General features: G+C 43.0%; 16 protein-coding genes. 3 read left to right on the forward strand and 13 right to left on the reverse strand.

Going from position 1 to position 25348, the window contains the following annotated elements; translation table 11 throughout:
• The first annotated feature begins 389 nt into the window (after positions 1-389).
• Complete coding sequence (locus HGR01_RS18420) at positions 390-1688, forward strand: cation:proton antiporter (protein ID WP_045867493.1); 1299 nt, start codon at positions 390-392, stop codon at positions 1686-1688.
• A 218-nt stretch (positions 1689-1906) separates the two neighbouring features.
• Here the strand turns inward: HGR01_RS18420 and HGR01_RS18425 are convergent, their stop codons facing one another.
• The 8 genes from HGR01_RS18425 to HGR01_RS18460 all read right to left on the reverse strand — a co-directional run bounded on the left by HGR01_RS18425 (position 1907) and on the right by HGR01_RS18460 (position 9113).
• Positions 1907-4201 (reverse strand): PAS domain S-box protein, encoded by a 2295-nt coding sequence (locus HGR01_RS18425; protein WP_045867494.1) that lies wholly within the window; start codon positions 4199-4201, stop codon positions 1907-1909.
• 13 nt (positions 4202-4214) lie between these two features.
• Entirely contained in the window at positions 4215-4658 is a 444-nt protein-coding gene (locus tag HGR01_RS18430) for a response regulator (protein ID WP_045867495.1), read from the reverse strand.
• A complete protein-coding gene (locus HGR01_RS18435; protein WP_045867496.1) occupies positions 4655-6079 on the reverse strand; it encodes a GAF domain-containing protein in 1425 nt (474 codons plus the stop codon). Before HGR01_RS18435 ends, HGR01_RS18430 begins: the two co-directional genes overlap by 4 nt.
• Positions 6076-6204, reverse strand: coding sequence for a hypothetical protein (locus HGR01_RS18440; protein ID WP_255325125.1), 129 nt, complete (start codon positions 6202-6204; stop codon positions 6076-6078). The genes HGR01_RS18435 and HGR01_RS18440 overlap by 4 nt, the downstream gene beginning before the upstream one ends.
• Positions 6205-6265: 61 nt before the next feature.
• On the reverse strand, positions 6266-6832 hold the full coding sequence (locus tag HGR01_RS18445) for a phycobiliprotein lyase (protein WP_045867497.1): 567 nt from the start codon (positions 6830-6832) through the stop codon (positions 6266-6268).
• A 223-nt stretch (positions 6833-7055) separates the two neighbouring features.
• The gene (locus HGR01_RS18450) at positions 7056-7730 is read right to left on the reverse strand and encodes a HEAT repeat domain-containing protein (RefSeq protein ID WP_045867498.1); all 675 of its coding nucleotides are present in this window, start codon (positions 7728-7730) and stop codon (positions 7056-7058) included.
• A gap of 303 nt (positions 7731-8033) precedes the next feature.
• Positions 8034-8447 carry an alternative ribosome rescue aminoacyl-tRNA hydrolase ArfB gene (arfB, locus tag HGR01_RS18455; protein ID WP_045867499.1) on the reverse strand — a complete coding sequence of 138 codons (414 nt, stop codon included), beginning with the start codon at positions 8445-8447 and terminating at the stop codon, positions 8034-8036.
• 174 nt (positions 8448-8621) lie between these two features.
• The gene (locus HGR01_RS18460; RefSeq protein WP_045867500.1) at positions 8622-9113 is read right to left on the reverse strand and encodes a DUF1499 domain-containing protein; all 492 of its coding nucleotides are present in this window, start codon (positions 9111-9113) and stop codon (positions 8622-8624) included.
• Between the two features lie 359 nt (positions 9114-9472).
• Here HGR01_RS18460 and HGR01_RS18465 point away from each other — a divergent pair, with 359 nt between their 5' ends.
• Complete coding sequence (locus HGR01_RS18465) at positions 9473-9925, forward strand: Hsp20/alpha crystallin family protein (RefSeq protein ID WP_045867501.1); 453 nt, start codon at positions 9473-9475, stop codon at positions 9923-9925.
• Positions 9926-10274: 349 nt separating this feature from the next.
• On the forward strand, positions 10275-11405 hold the full coding sequence (locus HGR01_RS18470; protein WP_045867502.1) for a saccharopine dehydrogenase family protein: 1131 nt from the start codon (positions 10275-10277) through the stop codon (positions 11403-11405).
• A 256-nt stretch (positions 11406-11661) separates the two neighbouring features.
• Here HGR01_RS18470 and HGR01_RS18475 read toward each other — a convergent pair whose 3' ends face one another.
• The 5 genes from HGR01_RS18475 to HGR01_RS18495 all read right to left on the reverse strand — a co-directional run bounded on the left by HGR01_RS18475 (position 11662) and on the right by HGR01_RS18495 (position 25286).
• Positions 11662-16599, reverse strand: a complete 4938-nt coding sequence (locus tag HGR01_RS18475) for a PAS domain S-box protein (RefSeq protein WP_052335024.1) — start codon at positions 16597-16599, stop codon at positions 11662-11664.
• 300 nt (positions 16600-16899) lie between these two features.
• Complete coding sequence (locus tag HGR01_RS18480) at positions 16900-17046, reverse strand: hypothetical protein (protein WP_155538897.1); 147 nt, start codon at positions 17044-17046, stop codon at positions 16900-16902.
• Positions 17047-17427: 381 nt separating this feature from the next.
• Positions 17428-17856, reverse strand: a complete 429-nt coding sequence (locus HGR01_RS18485) for a hypothetical protein (protein ID WP_045867503.1) — start codon at positions 17854-17856, stop codon at positions 17428-17430.
• A 613-nt stretch (positions 17857-18469) separates the two neighbouring features.
• Complete coding sequence (locus tag HGR01_RS18490; protein WP_045867504.1) at positions 18470-22357, reverse strand: ATP-binding protein; 3888 nt, start codon at positions 22355-22357, stop codon at positions 18470-18472.
• A 463-nt stretch (positions 22358-22820) separates the two neighbouring features.
• Positions 22821-25286 (reverse strand): glycoside hydrolase family 31 protein, encoded by a 2466-nt coding sequence (locus tag HGR01_RS18495; RefSeq protein ID WP_045867505.1) that lies wholly within the window; start codon positions 25284-25286, stop codon positions 22821-22823.
• Positions 25287-25348 lie beyond the last annotated feature (62 nt).

Genomic DNA, 25348 nt, shown 5'->3' on the forward strand with positions numbered 1-25348 from the left:
CAAATATGGAGTTTTATTGATAGCAGCAAAAGTAATAGTGCTACTGGCTAAAAAATGCTAATTGCTGAGTTTAGATTAAAAATACTATTTTCAGTAATTAGTTAGCAATACACTTATCTGCAATATAATTTACATACAACACTTTAATTATGTATTTCGGATGAAGTTGATATTGCGTCGAGTGTTGGGTGTTTGGTACTTGTGATTTCTCGGCTGACTCATCTATGTTTGTAGGATGCGTTAGCAGTGAGAGTACGGCATCCGCCAACGCTGCTGATCTACCATTGAACGTAAAATCATACCCATAGAATCACCCTAGGGATGATTAATAGCGATAGATAATACTACTAGACTGGCAAGGAAAAACTCATTTTTGATACATATTATCTATGGTAGACACTTATATTCTTGACCTATTGGTCATTGGTCTACTTTTGCTCATAGTTACATTAGGTTCTGGCTGGATTTCGCGTCTACCTCTTTCCTTTGCTCTCATCTATCTAGTGGTTGGTATTTTCTTAGGGCCTTATGGCTTTGGACTGATTCAATTGCGGCGAGATGATGTATTTAATGCGGAATTTCTAGAACGCATCACAGAACTTGTAGTGATTATTTCTGTATTTAGTTGCGGATTAAAAATAATCCGACCACTAAAATTAGGAATTTGGGATATTACAGCCCGCCTAATTGGATTTTTGATGCCAATTTCTATTTTTGCTTTGGCTGCTGTGAGCAAATTTTTTTTGGGGATGAATTGGGGAGAAGCGATTTTATTAGCAGCAATTCTCGCACCAACTGACCCAGTATTAGCCTCAGAAGTTCAGCTAACAGATGTCAATGACCAAGATGAGTTACGCTTTGGTTTAACTTCCGAAGGTGGGTTAAATGATGCTTTAGCCTTTCCCTTCGTTTATTTTGGCATTTATGCCATCAAAGATAGTAATTGGGATAACTGGTTAAAGAGTTGGTTATTAGTCGATGTCATTTGGGCGATCGCATCTGGTATATTCATGGGAATTATTGTTGCCAAAGCAGTAGTTTGGATTGATAAAAAAGTCCAAACCCGCCGCCGCGCCGATGAATTGATGGAAGACTTTATCGCTATTAGTATAATTTTTCTGACTTATTCTTTAACAGAAATTGTTAATGGCTATGGATTTTTAGCAGTATTTGTGGCTGGTTTAGTTGCTCAACGCAGTTACCAAGATCCAGAAAAACCTCTAGCCCAATTGGGATTTATAGAAAAATTAGAAAAGCTCTTAGAAGTAGGCACGATTTTAATATTGGGAACGATATTGCTGGTACAACCAATGCTCAATTATGCGTTCCAATCTTTAATGGTAATAGTGTTATTATTTTTCGTCATCCGACCCATAGGAGTTTGGATTAGTACCATAGGTAAACGTCCTTTAGATTCCCCTCGCCGCACTTTACATTCTGGAACTCGCTGGTTATTGGGTTGGTTTGGTATTCGTGGAGTTGGTTCTTTATATTATCTTGCCTATGCATTTGGTAATGGCGTAAAAGGTGAACCTGCTGAACAAATTTCTTGGATAACTTACACCACAATTGTTGTCTCTGTAATTTTGCATGGAATTACCTCCACTCCCTTAATGAAGTGGTATGAAAAACATATCGCTAGCCGACAAAAACCTCATATCCCTGCCACAATTGATGAATTTGAATAATTTTGGGTTTGGTGTTTGGTCATTTGGGTAATGGGTAATTGGTATTTGGTATTTGGTATTTGGTATTTGTTATTTTTCCCCCCTGCTTTTTCCCAGTCCCCAGTCCCCATTACCCCTTATCCCCAGAGGGGGCCCCGAGTTCCCCAATCCCCATTACCCCTTATCCCCAGAGGGGGCCCCGAGTTCCCCAATCCCCAATCCCCAATCCCCAATCCCCATTACCCAATTTCCAACATTACCTCATGCAAAGTATTCAATAAAACCTGCGCTGTAAAAGGTTTGGCTAAGAATTCTCGGATACCAAGGAGCTGTTTTTGCTCATGTGGCTCATAGGCCATTAGTCCACTCATAGCAATAATTTGCACATCTGGATTCATGCGCTGTAACATCTGTATCGTTTGTGAACCATCCATGACGGGCATCATCATATCTATTAACACCACGCTGATGTCATCTATATACTGGGCATAAAGTGCTAAAGCTCCAATGCCATCGCTAGCGGTTAAAACTCTGTAATTATGGGTTTCTAAGGTAGTTTTAGCAATCTCGCAAATGGAAACTTCGTCATCTACTACCAAAATTAATTCGTTATTTCCACTTGGTAGGTTTGTATTGGTGACTGTATTGGTTTCTGTGGCTTCTCTACTAGGTAAGTAAACTTTAAAACTGCTTCCCTGTCCTACTTCACTGTGTACACTGACAAAACCATTGTGGCTTTTAATAATGCTCATGACCGTAGAAAGCCCTAAACCTGTGCCTTTTCCGACTTCTTTGGTAGTAAAAAATGGCTCAAAGATGTGGTTAATAATTTCTGAGGGAATACCTGTTCCTGTATCAGCAATAGTGATGACAACATAAAAACCCGCTTCGGAATTCCCATACATTTGAGCATAATTTTCATCAATCCACAGGTTTTCGGCAGTAATGCTGAGAATACCACCATCGGGCATGGCATCACGGGCATTCACGCATAGATTCATCAGTACTTGATGCAGTTGTGTGGCATCGGCAAAAACTGTCCACAGATTAGGATTGATATCAGTTTTGGTTTCAATAGATTTGGGAAAGGTTCTGTGAGCAACCTGCGCGATATCTGAGAGCAAATGTCTGACTTGCACCAGTGTGCGGCTTCCTTCCACTCCGCGAGTAAAGGAGAGAATTTGCTGCACTAAATCAGCACCTCGCCTTGCACTACTTTCCAATATCTCTAGTAGTTGCTGACTATTTTCATCTAAATCGGGAAATTTTGCGGGTAATAGTTGAGCAGTTGCCAAGATGGGCGTGAGAATGTTGTTGAAATCATGAGCAATACCGCTAGCGAGGCTACCCAAGCTTTCAAGGCGTTGAGTGCGGAGAAATTGCGCCTCTAGTTGCTTTTTTTGGGTGATATCGGTACTGACTTTGAGAATAGACTTGGGGTTACCAGCTTCATCACGCATCAGCGTCCAGCGACTTTCTACGATGATGTCTTTGCCATCTTTGGTGACTTGCTGCAGTTCACCTTGCCATTTACCTTCTGTGGCTAAGATTGCCTGGATTTCTGAGAATGATAATGAAGGCTCAGGATTTTTCCTTAAAAGGAAAGTAGCATTTGTGCCGAGAATTTCTGCTGTCGTCCATCCGTAAAGCCTTTCTGCACCTTTATTCCAGAAGAGGATATGATTGTTCAGGTTACAAACTGCGATCGCATCTATGGATATATCCAATAAAGCTGCTTGTTCATAGATCTTTTGTGCTGATTGTTTGCGATCGGTAATATCTTCAAATGTACCGACATGGCCTAAGAATCGTCTTTCTGTAGAATACATTGGGCTAGCTAACGCCCGCACCCAGCGAATTTCATCTTGGGGGGTAAGTAGCCTATACTCGTCAACCCAAGTACTTTGTTCTAAGACTGTTCTTTGCCAATCCTGAGAAACTTCAGCTCTATCTTCTGGGTGAACGGCTTGAATCCAGCCATAGCCTACGCTCTGCTGTTCGCTGAAGCCGGAAATGTCATACCATAACGGATTGCTATATATCAGGTGCCCTTGGGCATCAGTTTGAAAGATAGCCAGAGGAGCCGAAGCACAAAGCGTGCGGAAGCGGTCTTCACTTTCTCGAAAAGCCTGTTCTGCACTATGCCTTTTATATCTTTCCTGTGCCTCTCGCAACTCTCGCTCTACCGCAGGCACTAGGCGGGCCATATTACCCTTGATTATATAGTCGTGCGCCCCAGCTTTCATGGCCGCAACCGCAATATCCTCGCCAATTGTGCCGGACACAATAATAAATGGTAAATCTAGCTTTTGGCTTTGTAGGAGTTCTAGGGCTGCTAAACCACTAAAGGCAGGTAGGCTGTAATCTGCAATGATGATATCCCATAATTTTTGATTAAGGGCGGCCAGCATAGAGGCTGCGGTATCAACACGCACATATTCAACATGGTATCCACCCCGACGCAACTCTCTTAAAACTAGGAGAGTATCATCTTCAGAATCTTCAACAATTAGAACACGCAGGTGGGGTTTCATTGTCACTGACTTCCTAAACAGGCGGTGTCTCGTTCATTAGGAGCCAGTACATTCCAAGTTGCCGGACTGCTTCTGTAAACTGGAGAAAATCTACAGGTTTGCGAATATAACTGTTGCAACCCAAACTATAACTTTTCACTAAATCTTGTTCTTCGCTAGAAGTGGTGAGAATTACTACAGGTAATAAGCTAGTGCGTTTGTCTTCTCGCAAGCGACGCAATACTTCCATACCATCAACGCGGGGTAGCTTGAGATCTAACAAAATCACAGTCGGTTTAATGTTAATATTTCGACCAGCATGAATTCCAGTCCCAAATAGATAATCTAGCGCTTCTACTCCATCACGAGCTACTACTATCTCATTGCTGATGTGATTGCGCCTGAGTGCCCGAATAGCTAAAGCTTCGTCATCAGGATTATCTTCCACCAACAGAATCATCTTATTGCTTATGCTCATCCACCCACCTCCTCTGCTACTAATGTAAAGTAAAAAGTAGCGCCCTGTTCGACAATTCCTTCTGCCCACACCCGGCCACCATGCCGATGTACAATGCGTTGCACTATGGCCAGCCCAATGCCTGTGCCAGGAAATTCATCTATTCTGTGTAGCCGTTGAAAGGGGCTAAATAATTTGTTGGCGTAAGCCATATCAAAGCCAGCACCATCATCGCGAATAAAGTAAACGGGAATGCCACTTGCTTGAGTGATAGCGCCAACCTCAATTTTGGCTTGAGTGTGCTTGCTAGTGAATTTCCATGCATTATCTAGTAAGTTTGTCAATAACATCTGCAACAGTCGGCTATCTCCTCGAGCCATCAGCCCCGGTTGAATGATGTACTCAACCTGTTGTCTTGGATGCCTTTCTTGCATTTCTGTGCAGATTTGCCTAGCTAATGCACTTAAATCCACAAATTCCAACTGCATCTCACTACGCATCAACCGGGATAAGTTCAGCAAATCATCAATTAATTGCCCCATGCGCTGAGTAGCTGACCGAATGCGCCGGAGGTAGTCTTGGGCTGTATCATCCAATTCTCCTTCGTAGTCTTCCAATAGGGCTTGGCTGAAGCCATCAATACTACGTAATGGGGCACGTAGGTCATGGGAAACTGAGTAACTAAAAGCCTCTAATTCCCTATTTACTGCTTGTAGTTCAATAATTGCTCGTTGCAATCCTTGGTTGAGGCTACGAACTGCTTGTTCAGCTTGCTGGCGTTCTTCGACTTCTGCTTGGACATCGGCTAATAGTTCGGCGTGCTGTAAAGCCACTGCTAGATGATTGGCAATTTGGGTAGCAAACTCAATTTCTGTATTGTGCCATGTTCGGGAAGTACGACATTGATGTACACACAGTAATCCCCAGAGGTTATTACCTTGTAACAGAGGTACTACTAAGTTAGCTTTGATGTGAAATTGCGCCAGTACCTGAATATGGCAATCACTTAGCCCACAATTGTAAATATCCGCAACTGCTTGCACCCTTCCCTGCTGATATTGAACTGCAAACTGCTCCCCAAAGCAATGGTCATGGATTCTTTGCGCCATCGCTGACGGAAAAGCTGGGTCTACATCCTCCGAAACAAATTCTCCATCATCCCAACCAGAATCGGGATAGAAACGAAACATCCCCACTCTATCTGCTAGCAACAGTTGACGCACCTCTGTGGCTGTAGCTTGAAAAATTGTTTCTAAGTCGATTGGTTCCCGCAGGCGAGTAATTACACGAAATAATGCTTTTTGCTGCTCAATCAGAAAATTGGCTTGATTAATTTCTTGGTGTAAGGATTGGACTTCTTCTGTGAAAATCTGCTGGATATTTTGAAATAAAGCTTCATCTCGGCATAAATCCTGCAGTCTTGCCAATCTCTCTGGGTTCATTCTTTTTTTTCGGGTGCTGGTAGTGGTTTGTGGAGAAAGGGAATAGGAAGAGTTAGTAGTAATGAGAGTATTGTAGGCGATCGCATAACACTCAGTGCTGAGTCCTGAATCAACCCATTACCCATTACCCAATCCCCATTACCCCTTATCCCCAGAGGGGGCCCCGAGTTCCCCAATCCCCAATCCCTACTTGGATACCGAATTAGCCGCCTGTGACGCTTTCACACTGGCTGGCGCACCACCCATGCGAATCTCAGATGAGAAGGAAGCCATACTAAAGCCGTCTTTGGCTTTGACAACACTTACCCGCATCCGTAAGTTAGGGCTAGCAAACCATAGGCGTTCTTCAGACCACATGGTTTCAGACTCAGTAGTTAAGGTTAGGGCTTCATCACTGCCTAGCTTATAACGTCCAGTGACTAAGGATTTGTCCCCATTACTCATTTTGTGGAGTAACTTACCTTCATTCGATTTATCTTCATCTGGTACTAAAACCAACACTGAAGAGCCACTATATTTTTCTCCCTTAATTTCCTTAGTACCGTTCCAAGTAACTTTAGCACCACAAGAAACTTTGCTAGAGTTAACTTCGTGCTGTTCGCACAGTTTTATTACCTCTGGATGGTCTGCGGGCAAAAACTCAAAGATAATATCTGATTTATTACCTTCAGATTTTTGCATACTTACAAAGTGACTAGTACGATGAGAAAACCATTTACCAGCACTCAACTCCAAAAACTCTTCTATATTCATCATTAAAACTGCCCTGCATCAAAATGCCGAAAATCCCACTTATTAAAAGGTAGCAGGAGGCGTTACTAAACAAGTCTGAAGTCTATCAATTTTGGATTTTGGATTTTGGATTTTGGATTTTGGATTTTTACAATCCTTCATCCTTCTCCTGCGGAGACGCTACGCGTAACTTGCTTCCCCGCAGGGGTAAACCTTTCACCTTTCACCCTTTACCTTTCACCCTTCACCCTTCATTGGCTTCAAGTCGTTTTAGGGAATAGCTTGCCGCCGCAGCAACGTTGGGATTGCTATCTTTTTCGAGGTATTTCAAGGCGGAAATACTCTTGGGAGTGGGAAGATTACCTAAAGCTTCTGCTAGACGTTGCCGCACTAACCAATCATCGGATTGAGCAAAGCGTAAGATGAGATCTACAGATTCAATATCTTTAATTTCTCCTAATGCCGCGATCGCAGCTTGATGTAATATCACTTCATCACTGTCTAAGGCTTTAATTAAGATCTCATGGGCGCGGGGGTCTTTAATATTACCCAAGGCAACAGCTACGCTAAAACGTACTAACCAATCTGTATCCTCATAAAAAGCTCGTGACAGCACCTCAAAGGCTCTCGCATCACCCAAATAGCCTAAAGCGCCTGCAGCATCAGCACGAATGCCATAATCTGGGTCATTTTCTAGAATTTTTACCAAAAGTGGGTAAGATTCTGGGGTTTGCTTAATTCCTAAAGCAAATATTGCCATTGAGCGCAATTGCAGCGATTGATCATCCAAGACCTTTTTAATTAAAGGTAAAGCATCCTCTGCTGGAACATCGCGCAGATTAGCCAAGGCTACCATGCGATCGCGCAGATTGGGGCTTTCTAACTGGTCAGAAATTTCTTTTAAGGTGAGAGCAACCATTTAGATTAAAAAAATTTGTTTACTTATCTTTACTTTACAAAATAAATTCTCATAAAGCCCATTTTCCCATTGGCGGTTATCCGAAGAGGATGGGGGATGGGGATTGGGGATTGGGGATTGGGGACTGGGGACTAGGGACTGGGGATTGGGGAACTCGGGGCCCCCTCTGGGGATAAGGGGTAATGGGGATTGGGGATTGGGGAACTCGGGGCCCCCTCTGGGGATAAGGGGTAATGGGGATTGGGGACTGGGATTTTTACTCAGAATTCAGAACTCAGCACTCAGAACTCAGCACTCATAACTTCACTCAAGGACTGGTTTTCTGGTTAATTTAATTAGTTTTCGCTTAGTTTTACTTTCCAGGCGTTTTTTTTGAGAACTGCGCGTTGGTTTAGTAGGTCGGCGTTTTTTCTTGATGACAACTACACTGTTAATCAGTTCTTGAAGTCGATTCAAAGCTTCTTCTCGGTTCTGCTCTTGGCTGCGGTGTTCTTGAGCTTTGATGACAACGACTCCCTCTTGGTTAATGCGTTTGTCGTTGAGTTTGAGTAGTTGCTCTTTATAGTAAGTCGGTAATGATGAAGCCTCAATATCAAAGCGTAAGTGAATAGCCGTTGCAACCTTGTTAACGTTTTGACCGCCTGCTCCTTGTGAGCGAATCGCGCTAATTTCGATTTCGCTATCGGGGATGATGATATTGTGAGAAATTTGTAGCATAAGTTAATATATAGCATCCAAATTGCGTAGGGGTAGCCTGTTGTGAGCATCGCCCTACACGAATTCATTGAAAGCGGCGGGAAACTCCATCCCCTTGTAGGTGGAGAGGGATAGCAGCCCCGCCGCTTGGGGCATAGGGCATAGGTAGTTTCTTCCCCATGCCCTATGCCTGATTTAAATATTTAAATCGCGCAAAGCTAGACGAATTTGCTCTACACGCCTGCGGTTGACACCCAAATCTGAATCGCCCAAACGGGACGCTGAACGCACATGAATTACTGGCTCATTGGGAGGTAGATAAAACTCTACATCATCAACAAATTTAAAAATGCGGCTTTTAGAAAGAGCATGGATGTAATTGTCTGTCTGTTCGACAATTTCTGTGCGGGGAACAACACCGAGAACCTTGATTAAGACTTCTCGCGCTTTATCCCGTTCTAAATGATAGGGAATTGGGTCAATGGCGTGTTTTGTATCAGCATTTTGGCTGACAACACAGTTAGGGGAAGCTGGACAAGAACTCAGAAGACCATTATTTACTCCCAAACCGGAAACAGCAGCCCAAGAAATGGTAGGAAGGATAAAACTCATCATCAGAGTTAAGAATATTGCCAAAGTAATACTCCGCAAGCGTTGCGGCGTGAAAGCTCTTAGCAGACGATGCATGATGAATTTATTCCTCAAGGATTGAATAGCACTCAATTATTGTCCCTCATTTAGTGCGATCGCCCCTTGACCGCGATTAATCGCGTCTCTACAAACACTGGGAAATTATCGCTTGCAAAATAGGTTCATTTCAGTTCTGAAATACCCTAATTATCATGTAGCTGATTCTGGTTTACCGAACATATAAATTCGAGTATACCGTACTTATTTAAGATGTTTTATTGAGTGTGGTAATCATCAAATATTGAGTGATAAAAACCGAATTTACAGTTATGGTCACTATTCATAATATGAATATGTAAGCGAAAAGCGAACCGCAAAATAAACCAATAAAGAGAAACTATTCAAGAGGAAAAGTTATGACAGTAGTTCGTTGGAATCCCTGGAGAGAAATTGACACCCTACAACGTCAACTCAATGAACTTTTTGAAGAAACTAGAGTTCCATCTGCTGGAGTTGAAAGAGGCGGAGTTAGAATTCCTGCGGCTGAATTACAAGAAACTGAAAATGCGATTCTGCTGAAGCTAGAACTTCCAGGCATGGAAGCTAAAGACCTGGATGTGCAAGTAACAGAAAAAGCTGTTTACATTAGCGGTGAACGCAAGCAAGAAACTAAAACTGAAGAAAAAGGCACTACCAGAAGTGAATTTTACTATGGTAAATTCCAACGTTTAATTCCTCTACCTGCAAGAGTGCAAAACACCAGCGTTACCGCAGATTATAAAAATGGAATTTTGCATTTAACACTGCCCAAAGTAGAAGCAGAAAAAACTAAAGTCGTCAAAATCAACTTAGACCAAGTATCTGCGTAAATCTAATTCCAACGAATGCACAGTTTTAATGTCTTTGCGCGGTTAGTGATGTAATTTAAATCTAAGCTCAGTTGTATTTAGACAACTGAGCTTTTTTTATAGGCGATGTTTAGTGTTTGGTGTTTGGTGTTTGTTCTCCATTCCCCATTACCCATTACCCATTCCCCAGTCCCCAGTCCCCAGTCCCCATTCCCCCTTATCCCCAGAGGGGGCCCCGAGTTCCCCATTCCCCATTCCCCCTTATCCCCAGAGGGGGCCCCGAGTTCCCCATTCCAATGTCTAACTTGTTGCGGATGACAAGCATGGCTGAAAATTGTTGCAATAAAGCTAGTTTTGCCCAGCAGTAATCATGACAAACCGCGTTTTAATTTTGGGAGGGAGGGGGAGAATTGGTAGCAGTGTTGCTCAAGATATCGCCACCCACACCCAAGCAAAAATTACAATTACCGGACGTTCGCCAGGAAATGAGGGGGATGTAGACGCGAGGTGGCTAACTACCAAACAGGACTGGAATCTGGGGACAGAGGTAGAGTTTTTGGTGTTGGACTTAGCGGAAGTTGATAGACTGCAAGAAGCGATCGCAAATTCCGATTTAGTTATCCATTGTGCTGGCCCCTTTCACTACCGAGATACTCAGGTTCTGGAAATTTGCATAGAAAAAGGTGTCAACTATTTAGATGTCAGCGACCATCGGTCTTATACTAGTAAAGCTTTAAATTTGGATAAACAGGCTGCGGCTGCTAATGTCACAGCGATTATTAATACGGGGATTTTTCCTGGTATTTCTAACAGCATGGTGCGTCAGTGTGTCGAGCAGTTGGATCAACCAGAAAAAATTCACTTAAGTTATTTAGTATCTGGTTCTGGTGGTGCTGGTATCACTGTAATGCGAACAACTTTTTTAGGGTTACAGCATCAGTTTGAAGCGTGGATTGATGGCAATTGGCAATTAGTTAAACCATACAGTGAAAGAGAAACTGTTAATTTTGCATCACCCTATGGACGTACTGGAGTTTACTGGTTTGATATGCCAGAAACTTTTACGATGCCCCATTCTTTCCCTTCTGTGAAAACTGTAATTACAAAATTTGGTTCAGTCCCCGATTTTTATAATCACATGACTTGGATAACGGCACATATTTTCCCGAAATGGTTGATGCAGCGTCGCGCCATGATTGAATTCCTATCTCATGTCAGTCATTTTATGACAGATGTGACTAATCCTTTTACTGGGATTGGGGTAGCAGTACGCGCTGAAGTTACAGGGCAAAAAGATGGGAAAACAGCCGTTTATTTTGCAGATTTAGTCCATGAAAATACTGCTTTAGCTTCTGGTTGTGGTACAGGTAGTATCGCGCAATTGCTACTAGAAGGTAAATTGAAAAAGCCAGGAGTTTCACCTGTAGAAGAGGCATTACCTACAGATTTGTTTTTGGAAATTATGAAAAGTCGGGGGATTGAAATTTATTGTAATTGGTAGGGGATTGGGGACTGGGGACTGGGTAATGGGTAATGGTTAATGGGTAATGGTTAATGGGTAATGGGTAATTGTTTATCAGAAAAAAAAACAAATGACAAATGACAAATGACAAATGACAAACACCCAAATCTGTTTTAAGTAAGTCAGTGGGAAAAAACAAAACTAAGTTAAGAAAGGTAAACAAAGCTATAATCCTCTTCCCTCCTGCCTCCTGCCTCCTGCCTTGTCATAGCGATAATTTTTAACCCTGAGCTACTTAGTCTTTTACTTCTAACAATTTTTGAATTCTGGTTGTTAGTTGATTGAGTTTGATGGGTTTGGGGATATAGTCGTTTGCGCCGGCGGCTAGACATTTTTCTCTATCGCCTGGCATGGCTAAAGCTGTGAGGGCAATGATGGGAATATTGACGAAGTTTTGCTCTAGTCGGATTTGCTTGATTGCATCTATGCCATCCATTCCTGGCATTTGAATATCCATCAAAATTAAGTCAGGAAGTCTGGTTTTAGTGAGAGCGATCGCATCTTGACCATTATTCGCCAAAATTATCTTGTATCCTTTTGCCTGTAAATAACTAGAAATTGTCAAAACATTAGCTTCGTTATCTTCTACTAATAAAATTAGGGGTGAATCTACTACAGTTTCTTCACAGGTGGAATTTAGCTCAGGTGATGAGTTTACTGGCTCAAAAGAAGATTCCCAGAGATTGCTACAGGGTAAATCAACAGTAAAGCAACTTCCTACACCTAGTTCACTACTCACCCCTACTTTACCGCTATGTAATTCTACAATCCGCTTGGCGAGCGCTAGTCCTAATCCTGTACCAGTGTATTGACGGTTTAAAGCACTATCAATTTGGATGAAGGGTTTAAATAATTTTTTGATATTTTCTGGGGCAATCCCAATACCTGTATCAATGATGGCAATGCGAATGAAACTTGTGAGGGATATATTTTCTACTTCTGGGATGAGTTGTTGACGACTCACTTCTAAGGTAATTCGCCCGCCTTCTGGTGTGAATTTTACAGCATTATTGAGGAGGTTAATCAAAACTTGGCGGATGCGTCGTTCATCGAGCAACAGTTTTGGTAGTTGTGGCGGAATTTTTACTTCTAACTGAATGCGTTTTTGTCCGGCTTGTTGTTTAATGAACGCTAAACTGGATTCGCAAAGTTTACGCATAGCTATGGGAGCATATTCTAATTGTAGCTGCCCTGCTTCAATTTTAGATAAGTCTAAGATGTCGTTAATTAATTCTAATAGATGTTCTCCACTGCGTTCAATGGTTTGCAAACTCTGCCTTTGCCTATCATTAATTGTGCCTAATATCTCGTCTTGCAACACTTCCGACATACCCAAAATGGCATTGAGGGGGGTGCGTAGCTCATGACTCATGTTGGCCAGAAATTCATCTTTGAGGCGGGTAGCACGGGCGAGTTCGGTATTGGAAGTAGCAAGTTGTTCGTTTGTGAGGTAGAGTTGAGCTTCTGCTAGTTTGCGTGCAGTGACATCGCGATCCATGCCGCGATAACCGCGAAATTCTTTGTTGGCATCAAAAATAGGAACTCCGCTCGTTTCTAAAGTCACTAAGCGTCCATCTTTATGGTAATTAGTGTTTTCTAAACATTGAAAAGGAACTTGTAGAGAGATAAATTTTATTAACTCCTGGGATACTCTTTGTGCTTCTGCTTGTGGCATTAAATCAAATGGAGTTTTGCCGATAAATTCCTCTGGAGAATATCCTAAAAGATTGATAATTTGCGGACTCACATAGGTGTAATAACCAAACTCATTTGTTTCCCATACACAATCACTAGATGTCTCTACAAGGTTCTGAAAGCGTTCTTTGCTGTGCTGAAGTTCCAATTCTAATTGTTTGATGGCAGTAATATTTCTGGCTGTACCTACCAGGGCATACACTTCTCCATTGTCACGTTTTAAGGGAACTTTAATAGTATCAAAAGTATTAATTCTACCTAAAAAATTCAGAGTTTCTTGGATGCGTAACAATTTTCCCGAGTTAAATACTTGCTGATTTTTCTGGACAAAATATTCTAATTTTTGGTCTGGAAACAGTTCAAATAAAGTTTTTCCTTCTATTTGCTCATGAGGTTGCTGAAATAATTCTTGAGCAAAACTATCGTTACAATAAATAATTCGCATGTCCTGACGATCTATGACAAATAAATAGTCGGGAATCGCATCAATAATAGCTCGTAATTCGGCGGTACGCTGGGTAACTTCTTCTTCTAAAGTTTGATTTTGTTGTTCTAAAATTTCTAGCAGGCGATCGCGCTCTTGTTCTGTTTGTTTACGCTCTGTAATATCTTCCCCAATGGCTCCAATACGATAAATATTCCCAGCCATATCTTTGATGGGAAAGCATCTGCCCCAAACCCACCGAATTGAGCCATCCGGGCGAATGATGCGGTACTCTTCACTAAAGAATCCCTTGCCTCTTGCGGTTTCATAGGCAGCAGCAATGCGCGGTACATCATCTGGGTGCATTGCAGCCATCCAGGAGTCAGGATTTGCATACAAGCTTTCTCTGGGTCGCCCCCAGACTTGCTCATAAGTCAGGTTGGCATAAAGTAACTCTCCCGAGTCAACCTGACGTAATAACATGACTTGGCGGCTGTTTTCGGCAAACTGACGGAATTTCTCTTCACTATCCCGCAGTGCATTCTCAGATTTTTTGCGTTCGGTGATGTTTTGCGTCATGACGATACCCGCAATGACATTACCCTGTTCATCTCGCACCGGAATATGATGTATGAGGTAAAATTTATCTTGATCGGGAACTTCTGCGATCGCAGATTCCCCAGCTAGTGCTTTTTGAAATAGCGGCACAAATGTTTCACATACTTCCGGAGGAAAGATTTCCCAAATTGTTTTTCCTTCCATTGTTGCTTTGCTCAAACCTGATCTAGCAAGTTCTAAGCCTCCTATTAGTAAGTAGCGCAGGTCATGATCAAATAGCGCCACTGTACCATTAGGAAAGTTATCTACTAGGGTGCGATAAAGTTGTTGGCTGCGGCGCAAAGCTACTTCTGCTTGTTTGCTGGGAGTGATATTAGTAATTGTGCCGAGATAACCAATCACCTTTCCCTCTGGATCTGTTTCGGGTACAGCTTGCCCAAATACCCAAGTTTCACTGCCATCAAGTTGCACAAACCGATATTCTAAACACAACCTTTCGCCTGTTTGAATCAGGCGATGCCATTGGGACTCAACTAATTCTCTATCTTCTGGGTGCAAAGCTACTAGCCATCCGCACCCTAAAGCTTCTTGGCGAGTTAAGCCTGTTTCCTGACACCAGCGTTCATTGACATACAAACAATTTCCTTGAGCATCTGCACGGTAAATGCCAACGGGGGCGGATGCGGCTAGGGTGGCGTAGCGTCGTTCGCTTTCTTGTAATGCTTGCTCAATTTCCTTGCGTTCTGTAATGTCTTCATAGCTGGCGACAACGCCAATAATTTCACCCTCAGCGTTGTGTAATGGTATTTTATTAGTGCGTAACCATCTGTGAAGATTACCAACTTTGGTTAATGGTTCTTCAATATTAAATTTAGGCTGACCAGATTCCATGACGAGGCGATCATCTGCTTGATAAAGTGCTGCTTGCTCTCGCCATACCATCTCAAAGTCTGTTTTGCCAATAATTTCTTGAATAGATGAATGTCCGCTATCTAAAAGTAATTGGCGGTTGCATCCCATGTAGCGGCAGTTTCTATCTTTCCAAAAGATAGCTATGGGTAGGCTATCCATGACGACTTGCAAGAGAATTTGGTTTTCTTGGAGTGCCTTTTGTGCTTTTTTGTGTTCGCTAATATCTCGTCCTTCAGGAATTAACATAATTACTTTTCCTGATTCATCTTTCACCGGACGAATAGAAAAGTCTATGGTGACTATTTGATTATCTGCATTCAAAATTTCTACTTCGTAGCGGATAAATTCACCTTGGGCGGCAAGTGCGATCGCTTGCTTTAAATTGTTCTCTTCTGTAGGAGCAACTGTCAACCAGTTGATTTCCCACAAGGGGCGATTGATCACATCTTCTAATTGCAATCCCCGAAAATCTAAAGCTGTTTGGTTGACCTCAAGTACAATTCCTGCAGTTGTTAATAGCCCTGCAAATTGAAAACTATGATTGAAAATAGCCCGAAATCTTTGTTCGCTCGCTTGCAATTGCTCTGTTCGCTCTTTTACCTTTTGTTCTAAAGATTTGTTGAGATTTTGCAGTTTTTCATACAGTTCTGCTTGTTGGATGCCTACAGCTAGCTGCACAGCCAGTTGCTGAAGTAAATCTAGTTCATTTGTTTGCCACTGGCGAGTATTACTACACTGATGAGCAATTAGTAACCCCCAAAGTTGATTTGTCGGATCTCCCTGGTTTTGTGCTTCTGTATTCAGCAAAATGGGTACAACCAGATTAGCTTTAACTGCTAATTGCTCTAATAATTCGATATGGCAAGCTGTGAATTCAGCATCATGAATATCAGAAATTGCTCTAATTTTGCCATCACCATAGGCTAGTATCTGACTTTCTCGAAAGCAAGGGTCGTTGATATGGTGGTTGAGAGCACTTTTCCACGGGGGTAGTACTGATTCAGCAGAGATTTTGCCATTGTTCTCACAGTCAAACTGGTAGACAATTACCCGATCTGCTCCCAGAAATTCTCGCACCTCTTGCACGGCTGTTGCTAAAATTTTCTCTAAGCGTAAAAACTGACGGATGCGGAGTAGCATTTGTGCTAACAACAGTTTTTGTTGCTCCTGCATCTGAATCTGCCGCTTGAGTTGAGTTTTCTCTAATACGGTATGAATGGCACGGCAGAATCCAGTTTGGGTAAGTTTTTCCTTGATTAAATAGTCACAAGCACCACTTTTGATGGCTTGGGCTGCGATCGCACTATCTAAGAGCCCTGTTAACATCATTGCTGGTAGTTGGAAAATATCAAATTTTAGCCGTAACTTGTTGAGCAATTCTAAGCCATCTATATCTGGCAATCGATAGTCTATTAGTATTAAATCTGGCTGGTTCTGCCCTAGGTAGCTCCATGCTTCTAATCCTGTCTCCACCTCAACTACATCATAGGTGGCAGTTGTATCCTGTTTTAAGTAACTACGGTATAAAGCCCTATCTTCTGGAGAATCTTCCAGAATCAAAATTGAGTAGTGGGAGATTAACATGGATAATTTTATTTATGTAATTACACTTAATTGGATTAGTTAAAAACGTGGAACACAATGTGTATGTCGGTAATCTTATCTGCAATTAGAGGTTATTTGATAGATAAAAAGCTAAGAATTTATTGAGTTAAATTTTTGTGCGAAATTTTACAATTATTCAATAAATATATTGCATATTGTTGAGAATAAAAACCACAGTAAATAAAAAACTCCACCCACAAGGGGATGGAGTTTTTGGGCATGGGGAATAGGGCATAGGGCATAGCAAAGAGTTACCAATGCCCAATGACGGCAGTTGCTTTAAGCCGGGAAACCCGTCCAACGCACTGCCTCCCCAATGCCCCAAGTCGGCGGGGCGCGCACCCTACGCACCCACAAAGGATGGAGTTTCCCGCCGACTTCTGATGAATTGAGCGATGGCTGCGCCAACGCCAAGGGCGAACGCATATCTCCTTTGTCATCTAAATTCTCTTGTTGAAAATAGATGTAAACATAGGGGTTTGCAATTATTCTCTACCGAAGGTAACAAAAGAAGAATTGCAGATGCGTGCCTCTCCAAAGAATTTATCGGTTGCAAATATGATTTGACTATAAGTGATATTTTTTATACAAAATGAGGGCAGGCAAGATGCATTGGTGTCAACTGAACGTGAAACCCGCTCTTGTGCAAGGTTTCGCCCTCACCCCCAGCCCCTCTCCCACAGGGAGAGGGGAGCAAGAGATTTAGTTCCCCTTCTCCTCGGGGAGAAGGGGTTAGGGGATGAGGGCGCGAGGTATTTGTACAACGCCCGCCCTTTTCCCCAAAACCGATTTTGAGTGCAAAACAGCTTAATTTTTCGCTGCTGGTGTTTTGCCATTGCCGTTGTTATTCACACTCGCAATCAATGACGTAGGCTGAGAATTAGTAGCTGAAGACTCACTTTTTGTTAGCCGGCGGCGCTGGTTTTTCGGTACTCCTCCAGCTTGGCCATACTCGACACTGCTTTTGCCAAATTTTGTGGCTACTCCCAATAGTATCAGCTCTGTCATGTCTCCTAATTCTTGCTCGATTTGTAGCATTTCCCGGTATAACCCATCCAAGTTAGAAAGGGCTGTGTTGTATGCATATTCTTGAGTTTGCATTCTCTCAATGAGACTGCGAAAGCCAGGTAAAGTCAGTCCATTGCCGACATCTAAATTTGGATCGATGGAGTTCATGCTAGCCGCACGACGCACAGCTCTTTCTAATACTTTCGAGCTTCTTTTTTGACGAGCCATATTCTACACTTTGTTTTTCAGTATGGTTACTAACCTTTACCTTAAAAAACTTATGTATCAATTAGCCTGAGAAAATTTCGGCAAATCTGCAATAATTTTTGCTACAATAAAATTTCTGTAATAAGTAAGTGAATTCCTAATATCAGATGGCAAATAAGTAAATTAAGAATGTAATTTGCCGATAACTTGCGGAAAACACCAAAATGAGTGCGCGATTTACCGAAATGAGCAGGCTTTAAGGCTTTTTGAGAACTTATTAAGGCTTTTTAGCTGCTTAAAACAATAAAACGAGTGCGCGATTTACTACAATGAGTAGGCGTTAAGGCTTTTTGAGAACTTGTTCAGGCTTAACGCTTGCGTAAAATACCAAAAGGAGCAGGCGTTAAGGCTTTTTAAGCACTCGTTAAGGCTTTTTGAGTAGGGAAAATGGCTTTTTGCCTACTAAAATCAGCTTGATGTATTTTTTAATTGAAGAATCGCCCTCAATACTTCTCCATTAAGGATTTTCAACTCTTAATTTGGTTTGGGGAAAGGGTTAAAGGGAAAGGGTTCAAGGGGAAGGGGAAAATACAAAACCTTTCCCCCTTCCCCCTTCCCCTTTCCCCCATTTTTTTCACCCCCTCCCCACCAAGCTAGCGACGACTGTGGCTAACTCTGCTGGTTCGATGGGTTTGGGTAAATGTAACTGATAACCTTCTTGAATGGCGCGCCTTCTATCCTCAGCCCTGGCGTAGGCGGTGAGGGCGGCGGCGGGGATATTTCCGCCTTGTTCTGGGGGGAGCGATCGCACTTTGCGGATGAAGGAGTAGCCGTCTTCCTTTGGCATCCCAATATCGCTGACAATCACATCGGGTTGCCATTGGCTAATTAGCTGCATTGCTTCTGGGGCGGATGCGGCGGTTTGGACTTCGGCTTGCACTTGTTGCAGTACGGTGGCAATAAATTCGCGGCTATCTTCTTCGTCGTCTACAATCAGGACGCGTATACCAGCTAGGGAGGCGTTGAGGAGTAAGCTGGAATCGGCTTCGCTGCTGGGAGGTAAACAAATATCTCCTTTAGCTGTTGACAAAAGTGGCAATTTAACAGTAAAAGTTGCCCCTTGCTGTTCCCCTGGGCTATCAACTTGGACTGTACCACCATGCAGCTCGACTAAATGACGGACGATGGCTAATCCTAGCCCTAATCCGCCATGCATTCTGGTACTGGAACTGTCAGCTTGGCGGAAGCGATCGAATACGTAGGGGAGAAATTCAGCACTAATGCCTATTCCGGTGTCAATTACCTGAATTTGGGCGTAACTAGTGAAATTACCTTGGAATTTCTCCTCAATTTTACCTAGCTTGATGTCTACCTGACCGCCAGGAGCGGTAAATTTGATGGCGTTGGAGAGCAAATTCCAGATAATTTGTTGTAAACGTTCCGCATCCCCAGATACTAAAAATTCTGCATCCAGCTTTGGCACTGCGCTCAATTCGCTGAGGCTATAGGTTTTGCTGCTATTTTCTTGGATGGTAAAGTGCAAATTGATGTCTTTGGCTTGGGCGGCGAGGCTGAGAGTTTCTAAGCCTGATTTAATGATGGTAATCAGATTGCAAGTCGCAACTGTGAGGCGCAATTTACCTCTAATCATGCGGGAAATATCCAGCAAGTCTTCAATTAGCTGGGTTTGCGCCTTGGCGTTGCGTTCGATGGTTTCTAAGGCTTTGGCTGTTTGCGTGGGGTTGAGGTTGCGGGAACGCAGCAATTGTGCCCAACCGAGGATAGCATTGAGGGGCGATCGCAATTCGTGGGACAATATCGCCAAGAATTCATCCTTCATGCGGTTGGCTTCTTGTAATTGCTCGGTTTGTTGCTGTAAGGAACTAATTAACCTGGCGCGTTCCATAGCGATCGCAATTTGATCGCATACTGCTTGCATCATGCCTTTTTGATTTTCTGTGAAGCGGGTGCGGGTACGGGAACCAAAGGATAGGGTTCCTAAAGGTTGTCCTTGAGCCATTAAGGGGTAACTAAAGTAAGCTTTAATCCCGAGGGCGCGAATTAATTCTGTTTTGGGATCGGTTGATGCTTGGACGTTCTCTAATGCTGTTTGACAACGGGTTTGGGCGGTAGTGCCGCATACGGCTGCACCTATGGCTAGATATTCTATTTCCTTGGTTAGTTCTGGGGAAATGCCTGTGGATGAAGCGAGACGCATGACCCCAGAGTTATCTTCAATTAAATAATTCAGGTATAAATCTAAGTTAATTTGCTCGGCAATTTTGCGGAATAAACTATCTACCAAAGCTACAGGGTTTTGGCTAGATAGCAATTCATTGGCGGTATGAAATAGTAACTTCAGCCGTTGATTATTAATCGATAAGGCTTTTTCTACATCCTTAATATTGGTAATATCTTGGAAAACTAATAAACAGGTGGCAGGATAACCATGCATTGCTGGCATAGTATCGGCATATACTAGTAGGGAACGCACACCTTGGCTGGTATGCCAGTCTACTTCCAAACCATGCAAACGTTCGCCCCTAGCAACGCGTACCCCTGGCATTTGCTCATTAGGAATGCGATCGCCATTGGCATCGGTAAAATGGTAATATTGATCGTATTCTGATACTGGGATACCCTTGGGAAATTCGCCCCCAGCTAGTTCATCAGCCGCACGATTGGCGAAGGTAACTTTTGCTGTCCCCGGTTCAATAAATAGCAATGGCCTGGGCATGAGGTTGAGTACATCTTCTAGCCATCTTTGCTGATTTCGCAGCACCTGGGCGTTTTGCTTGCGTTCTGTAATATCTAAAAATGCCCCAATGCAGCCTCTAGTATTACCATCTTCGTCAAATAGAGGTGCTACATACTCCACTAACGTCAAACTTGTACCATCTTCCTGGACAATATCAAATTCATAATCCAGTACTTCTACACCGTGAATTGTGCAGTACTGCATCGGCAGTTCTTCGATGGGAACTTCTTTACCTTCGCGGTAAATTTTAAAACCCGGTTTTTCGCCTATTGGGGCAATTAAGGAGGCGTTGTTATCTGGGGAAATTCCCAATTTTTTGGCGAAAGCTGGGTTAGCTTTGATGTTGCGGCACTCTGAATCTTCAGCAATGCCAATACCTATGGGAATGACATCAAGTAACGTCTGTAACTCAGTGACGCGGCGCTGAAGATTTTTATTGAGTTCTACTATTTGTTCCCTAGCTTGTTGGCGTTCGCTTAAATTAATAATAAATGCCACAGCTTCTTCACGGTTTTCTCCTGTGAGTACAAAACCGACAAATACCGGAATCAAACTCCCATCTTTGCGGATATATGCTTTTTCGTATGGCGTACAAGCACCGTTAGCATTGGCTTTGGCTTCGGCGATACTTTGCTCATCTAAATGCAGATATTCTGGGGGTGTGATCTGACTCCAACTAATTCTCCCAGCTAATAAATCTGCTCGCGTGTAACCAACCATCGCCAAAAATTCGTCGTTCGCCTGTTGGATACCGCCATAAATATCGCCAAACAAAATCCCAATGACATTTGCGTCGAAAAAGCTTTTGAGTTTTTCTTCGTAAAATTTGAGTTCACCTTGAACGCGATCGCGCTGACGACTGAGGCGTTCCACAACAATTGCACTTTGCCAGATTAAAATCACAAAAATTACCATAATAATTATGGCAAACAGCGATATAGCAAAGGCCGTATCATAACCGCCAGCTTTTTGTCCCTGAACAATTAACCACCCCAGTAAAAAAGGTACTGCGATCGCCGCCAATAATAACCGCCGGGACAATAAACCACTGTCGGTATTGCTTGTGATTACTCGCATTAATCCTTGGTTTGGATGTGTCCACATTATTCCCAGACACAGCACCAGAAATGTCAGTGCTGTGTGTATCGCCATTGAGGTTGTGTAACGGGTTCCATATAAAATGTTGACTTGATAGGCATAGCCAATTACCGCCTGGAGAGAAATTAAACCGGCTATGAGGGCGAGAATTTGGGCATACCAATAGCTACGATGGGTTTTTTGATGCACCAACAACTCTAATGCTCTCCCAATGAGCATAAAGTCGAGTGCAGTGTTAAACCCCATTCTCCCTGGATGCAATGTCAATACAGCATGGGGTGAATCACGGAATAAAAACTCGTCAATTCCCAGATTTCCCCCAAATACATATTCCAAAACTGTTAAGAAACCAATTAACGTGACTGCTACCGTACACAGCCGAAAACACCAGTGGTAGAAGGTGCGATGCTGAACACCTTGATTGAGATTTAATTTCTGGGCTAACCACAGCGACACACCAGATAGGATTAAACCTAAGGCTGTATTAGCCTTCATCGTGACTATATTGCCATGACAGCCACATTTGAGAAATTCAATGTCAAAACTCCAACCAACGAGTACAAATACACCTACCAAAATGGCGATCGCACTGCTTACTTGTACTATTAAAGAGTTAAGGGCATCTGGAGTGAGAACTTGCAAACGCAAGCGGTTTACTTGTAACACGTAATTCGTAATTCGTAATTCGTAATTCGGAGTTCGTAATTAAGAAACTATTTAGAGTTTTTACTCTATCCCTGTGTGGAATGCAATTACGAATTTTTCATGTTGTCTTGGGGTTAACATTACTAGTGATACATGCTATAGGTAGTTGACGCATTTTTTCATCTACCTATATGCATATTTTATTATTTCAGAGGTAGGACAAAAGAATTTTAAATTTTAAGAAATCTATACTGAGATAGATTTTAGGAAATAATTTGAAAATGGGCATGGGGCATTGGGGAGGCAGTGCGTTGAACGGGTTTCCCGGCTTAAAGCAACTGCCGTCATTGGGCATAGAGAGAGAAAGATAGTCTTAAGTAGGGTGTGTTACAGCTATGAAAGAATTTGGGACACAGCGACAATGAAATTTAGCCGTAACGCACGCCGCATTGATGGTGCGTTAGGCTTGCTTGATCAATCTTCTCTAAGCACCAATCTCTGAGAATTCCCAGCGATAACTTCCCCCATCATCAGTAAAGTATTTCTCGCCCACTCCCACTAGTTCCACAATCACTTCTCGCTGTGGTTGTGCCCAATTTCCTTCGCGTTGATTAATTTCGACAACTATTTGATTTGCTTGTGTAGATACAGTTATCCTTCTTAAGGAAAAATTCTGATTTTCCCCATCGTTTTTACCATCATCTTCAAACAAAATATATTCATTATTTCCAGGCCAAATACGTAAATGTAATTCGTTAATTGGCTGTTCATCTACATATTGCGTTACTGGTTGCATCGGAATAATTGCACCACCCCGGACAAACAGTGGCATTTTTTCCCAAGGTGCATGGGTAAGAATATGGGTAGGGCCTTGATAACGCTCATTACTCCACCAGTCATACCAAGTACCAGCAGGTAAATAAACAGCGCGATATTCCACACCCGGTCGATAAATTGGTGCCGCCATTAAAGAAGCACCCAGCAAAACCTGATCGTAAAGCTTGTAGGTTGTGCGATCGCACGCAAAATGATAAAGTAAGGGTCTTAGAATCGGAGCGCCTGTCTGTGCCGCTTCCCAAAAAAGATTGTAGATATAAGGCAATAGTTGATAACGCAGATTAATATATTCTCGACAAATATTTTCTGTGCGATCGCCAAATACCCAAGGCTCATGACGCGCCGTAGACATCGCCGAATGTCCCCGCATCAGGGGGTACAACATCCCCACCTGCATCCACCGCGCGAACAACTCCGCCGTCGCATTCCCCGCAAACCCCCCAATATCGCAACCCACAAACCCCACACCCGAAAGCCCCATATTACAGAGCATCGGTAGCGACATTTCCAAATGTTCCCACAACGATTGGTTATCCCCCATCCACACCGCAGACCAACGCTGCACACCCGCATAACCCGAACGCGTCAACACAAACGAACGCTCATTTTGCCGATGACGCTGCAACCCCTCAGCACAAGCCCTCGCCATCATCAACCCATACAAATTATGCACCTCTAAATGAGTTACATCAATTTTAGATTGTGGATTTTGGATTTTGGATTGAAAATTCTCCCTTTTATCCCCTTGTCCCCTTGTCCCCTCATCCCCCTCATCTCCCTCATCCCCCTCATCCCCCTCATCCCCAGTCCCCAATCCCCCCTGCGGCGCATCCAACGGAAACCAAATCTTCTCCCCCCCATCCCCAAAGGGACGATTATCGATAGCAGGTTCATTCATATCATTCCAAATCCCTGCTATGCCGATATCAGTCAGACTTTTTTGTAAATCCCCCCACCACTGACGCACATCGGAACGTAAAAAATCGGGAAAAACTGCTTTCTCCGGCCAAACATAGCCGTGAAACAACCTACCATCAGCTTTACGGACAAAATAATCGTGATTTATCCCCTGATCGAAAACATGATAATTCGCTTCCGGTTCATACTTCACACCCGGATCGATAATTGTCACAGTTTTAAAACCATCTTGAGCCAAATCCCTAACTAACTTTGCGGGATTGGGGAAACGTTGGGGACTCCAGGTAAAGACACGATAACCCCGCATATAGTCGATATCTAAATGGATGACATCGCAAGGAATTTGACGCTGGCGAAATTCTCGCGCCAGTTCGCGCACCACAGTTTCCGATTCATAACTCCAGCGACATTGATGATAACCCAGCGCCCATTTTGGCGGTAATGGCATTCTCCCCGTTAGCTGCGTATATGTACGCAAAATATTAGCAGGTTCCGGGCCATAAATCATATAGTAATCTAGCTCCCCCCCGCGAGTTTCCATCTTCCAAACACCGGGTTTTTCTGCGCCAATATCAAACTGACTCCAAAAAGTTGTGTTAAAAAATATGCCATAGCCGACATCTGGACGCAAAGCCATAAAAAACGGAATGGCTTGGTACATTTCATCAGTCAGCGCATCGTAATCTAAAGCATCCGTCGTCCAATTAGTTTTAACTTCACTCAGTTTATCGAGAAACCCCGTGCGTTCGCCAAAGCCATAAAAATGCTCATCAGCAGCGATTTGCTTCCAAGCTGCAACCGCACCCAAACGCCAACCCATCCCCATATCTAAATTATCTTGAGCAAAGGGACGATTAGCTTTGTCAAAACAGACGATGCAACTCTCCTGCTTTTGTACGCAGACACGAATTTGCTCAGTGGTAATTTCTACTGCTGCTTCCGTATCTTGCACCTCAAAAGGAAATATCGGCCATTGCGAATCATCCAACACCACCGCCCAAGAACGGCGAGGTATAAATTCTCCTGTAGGTGCAAGCCGAACCCGCAATAAATTTGGTGCAAGTATACTGATTCTCAACCGTGAATTACCACAGTCAAAATCAATATTGCGATTGCTCCAATTTACACCTTGCACGTTACCAATAGCTGTCCAAGGTTGGTTAGTTGTGGGTAATTTTCCAAAATATTGTGGCATGAGGGTTGGGGATGAAGGAGACAAGGAGGACAAATGACAAATAACAAATCACTTGTGTACAT

It is taken from the genome of Tolypothrix sp. PCC 7712 (genome assembly GCF_025860405.1).
Classification (GTDB): Bacteria; Cyanobacteriota; Cyanobacteriia; order Cyanobacteriales; family Nostocaceae; genus Aulosira; species Aulosira diplosiphon.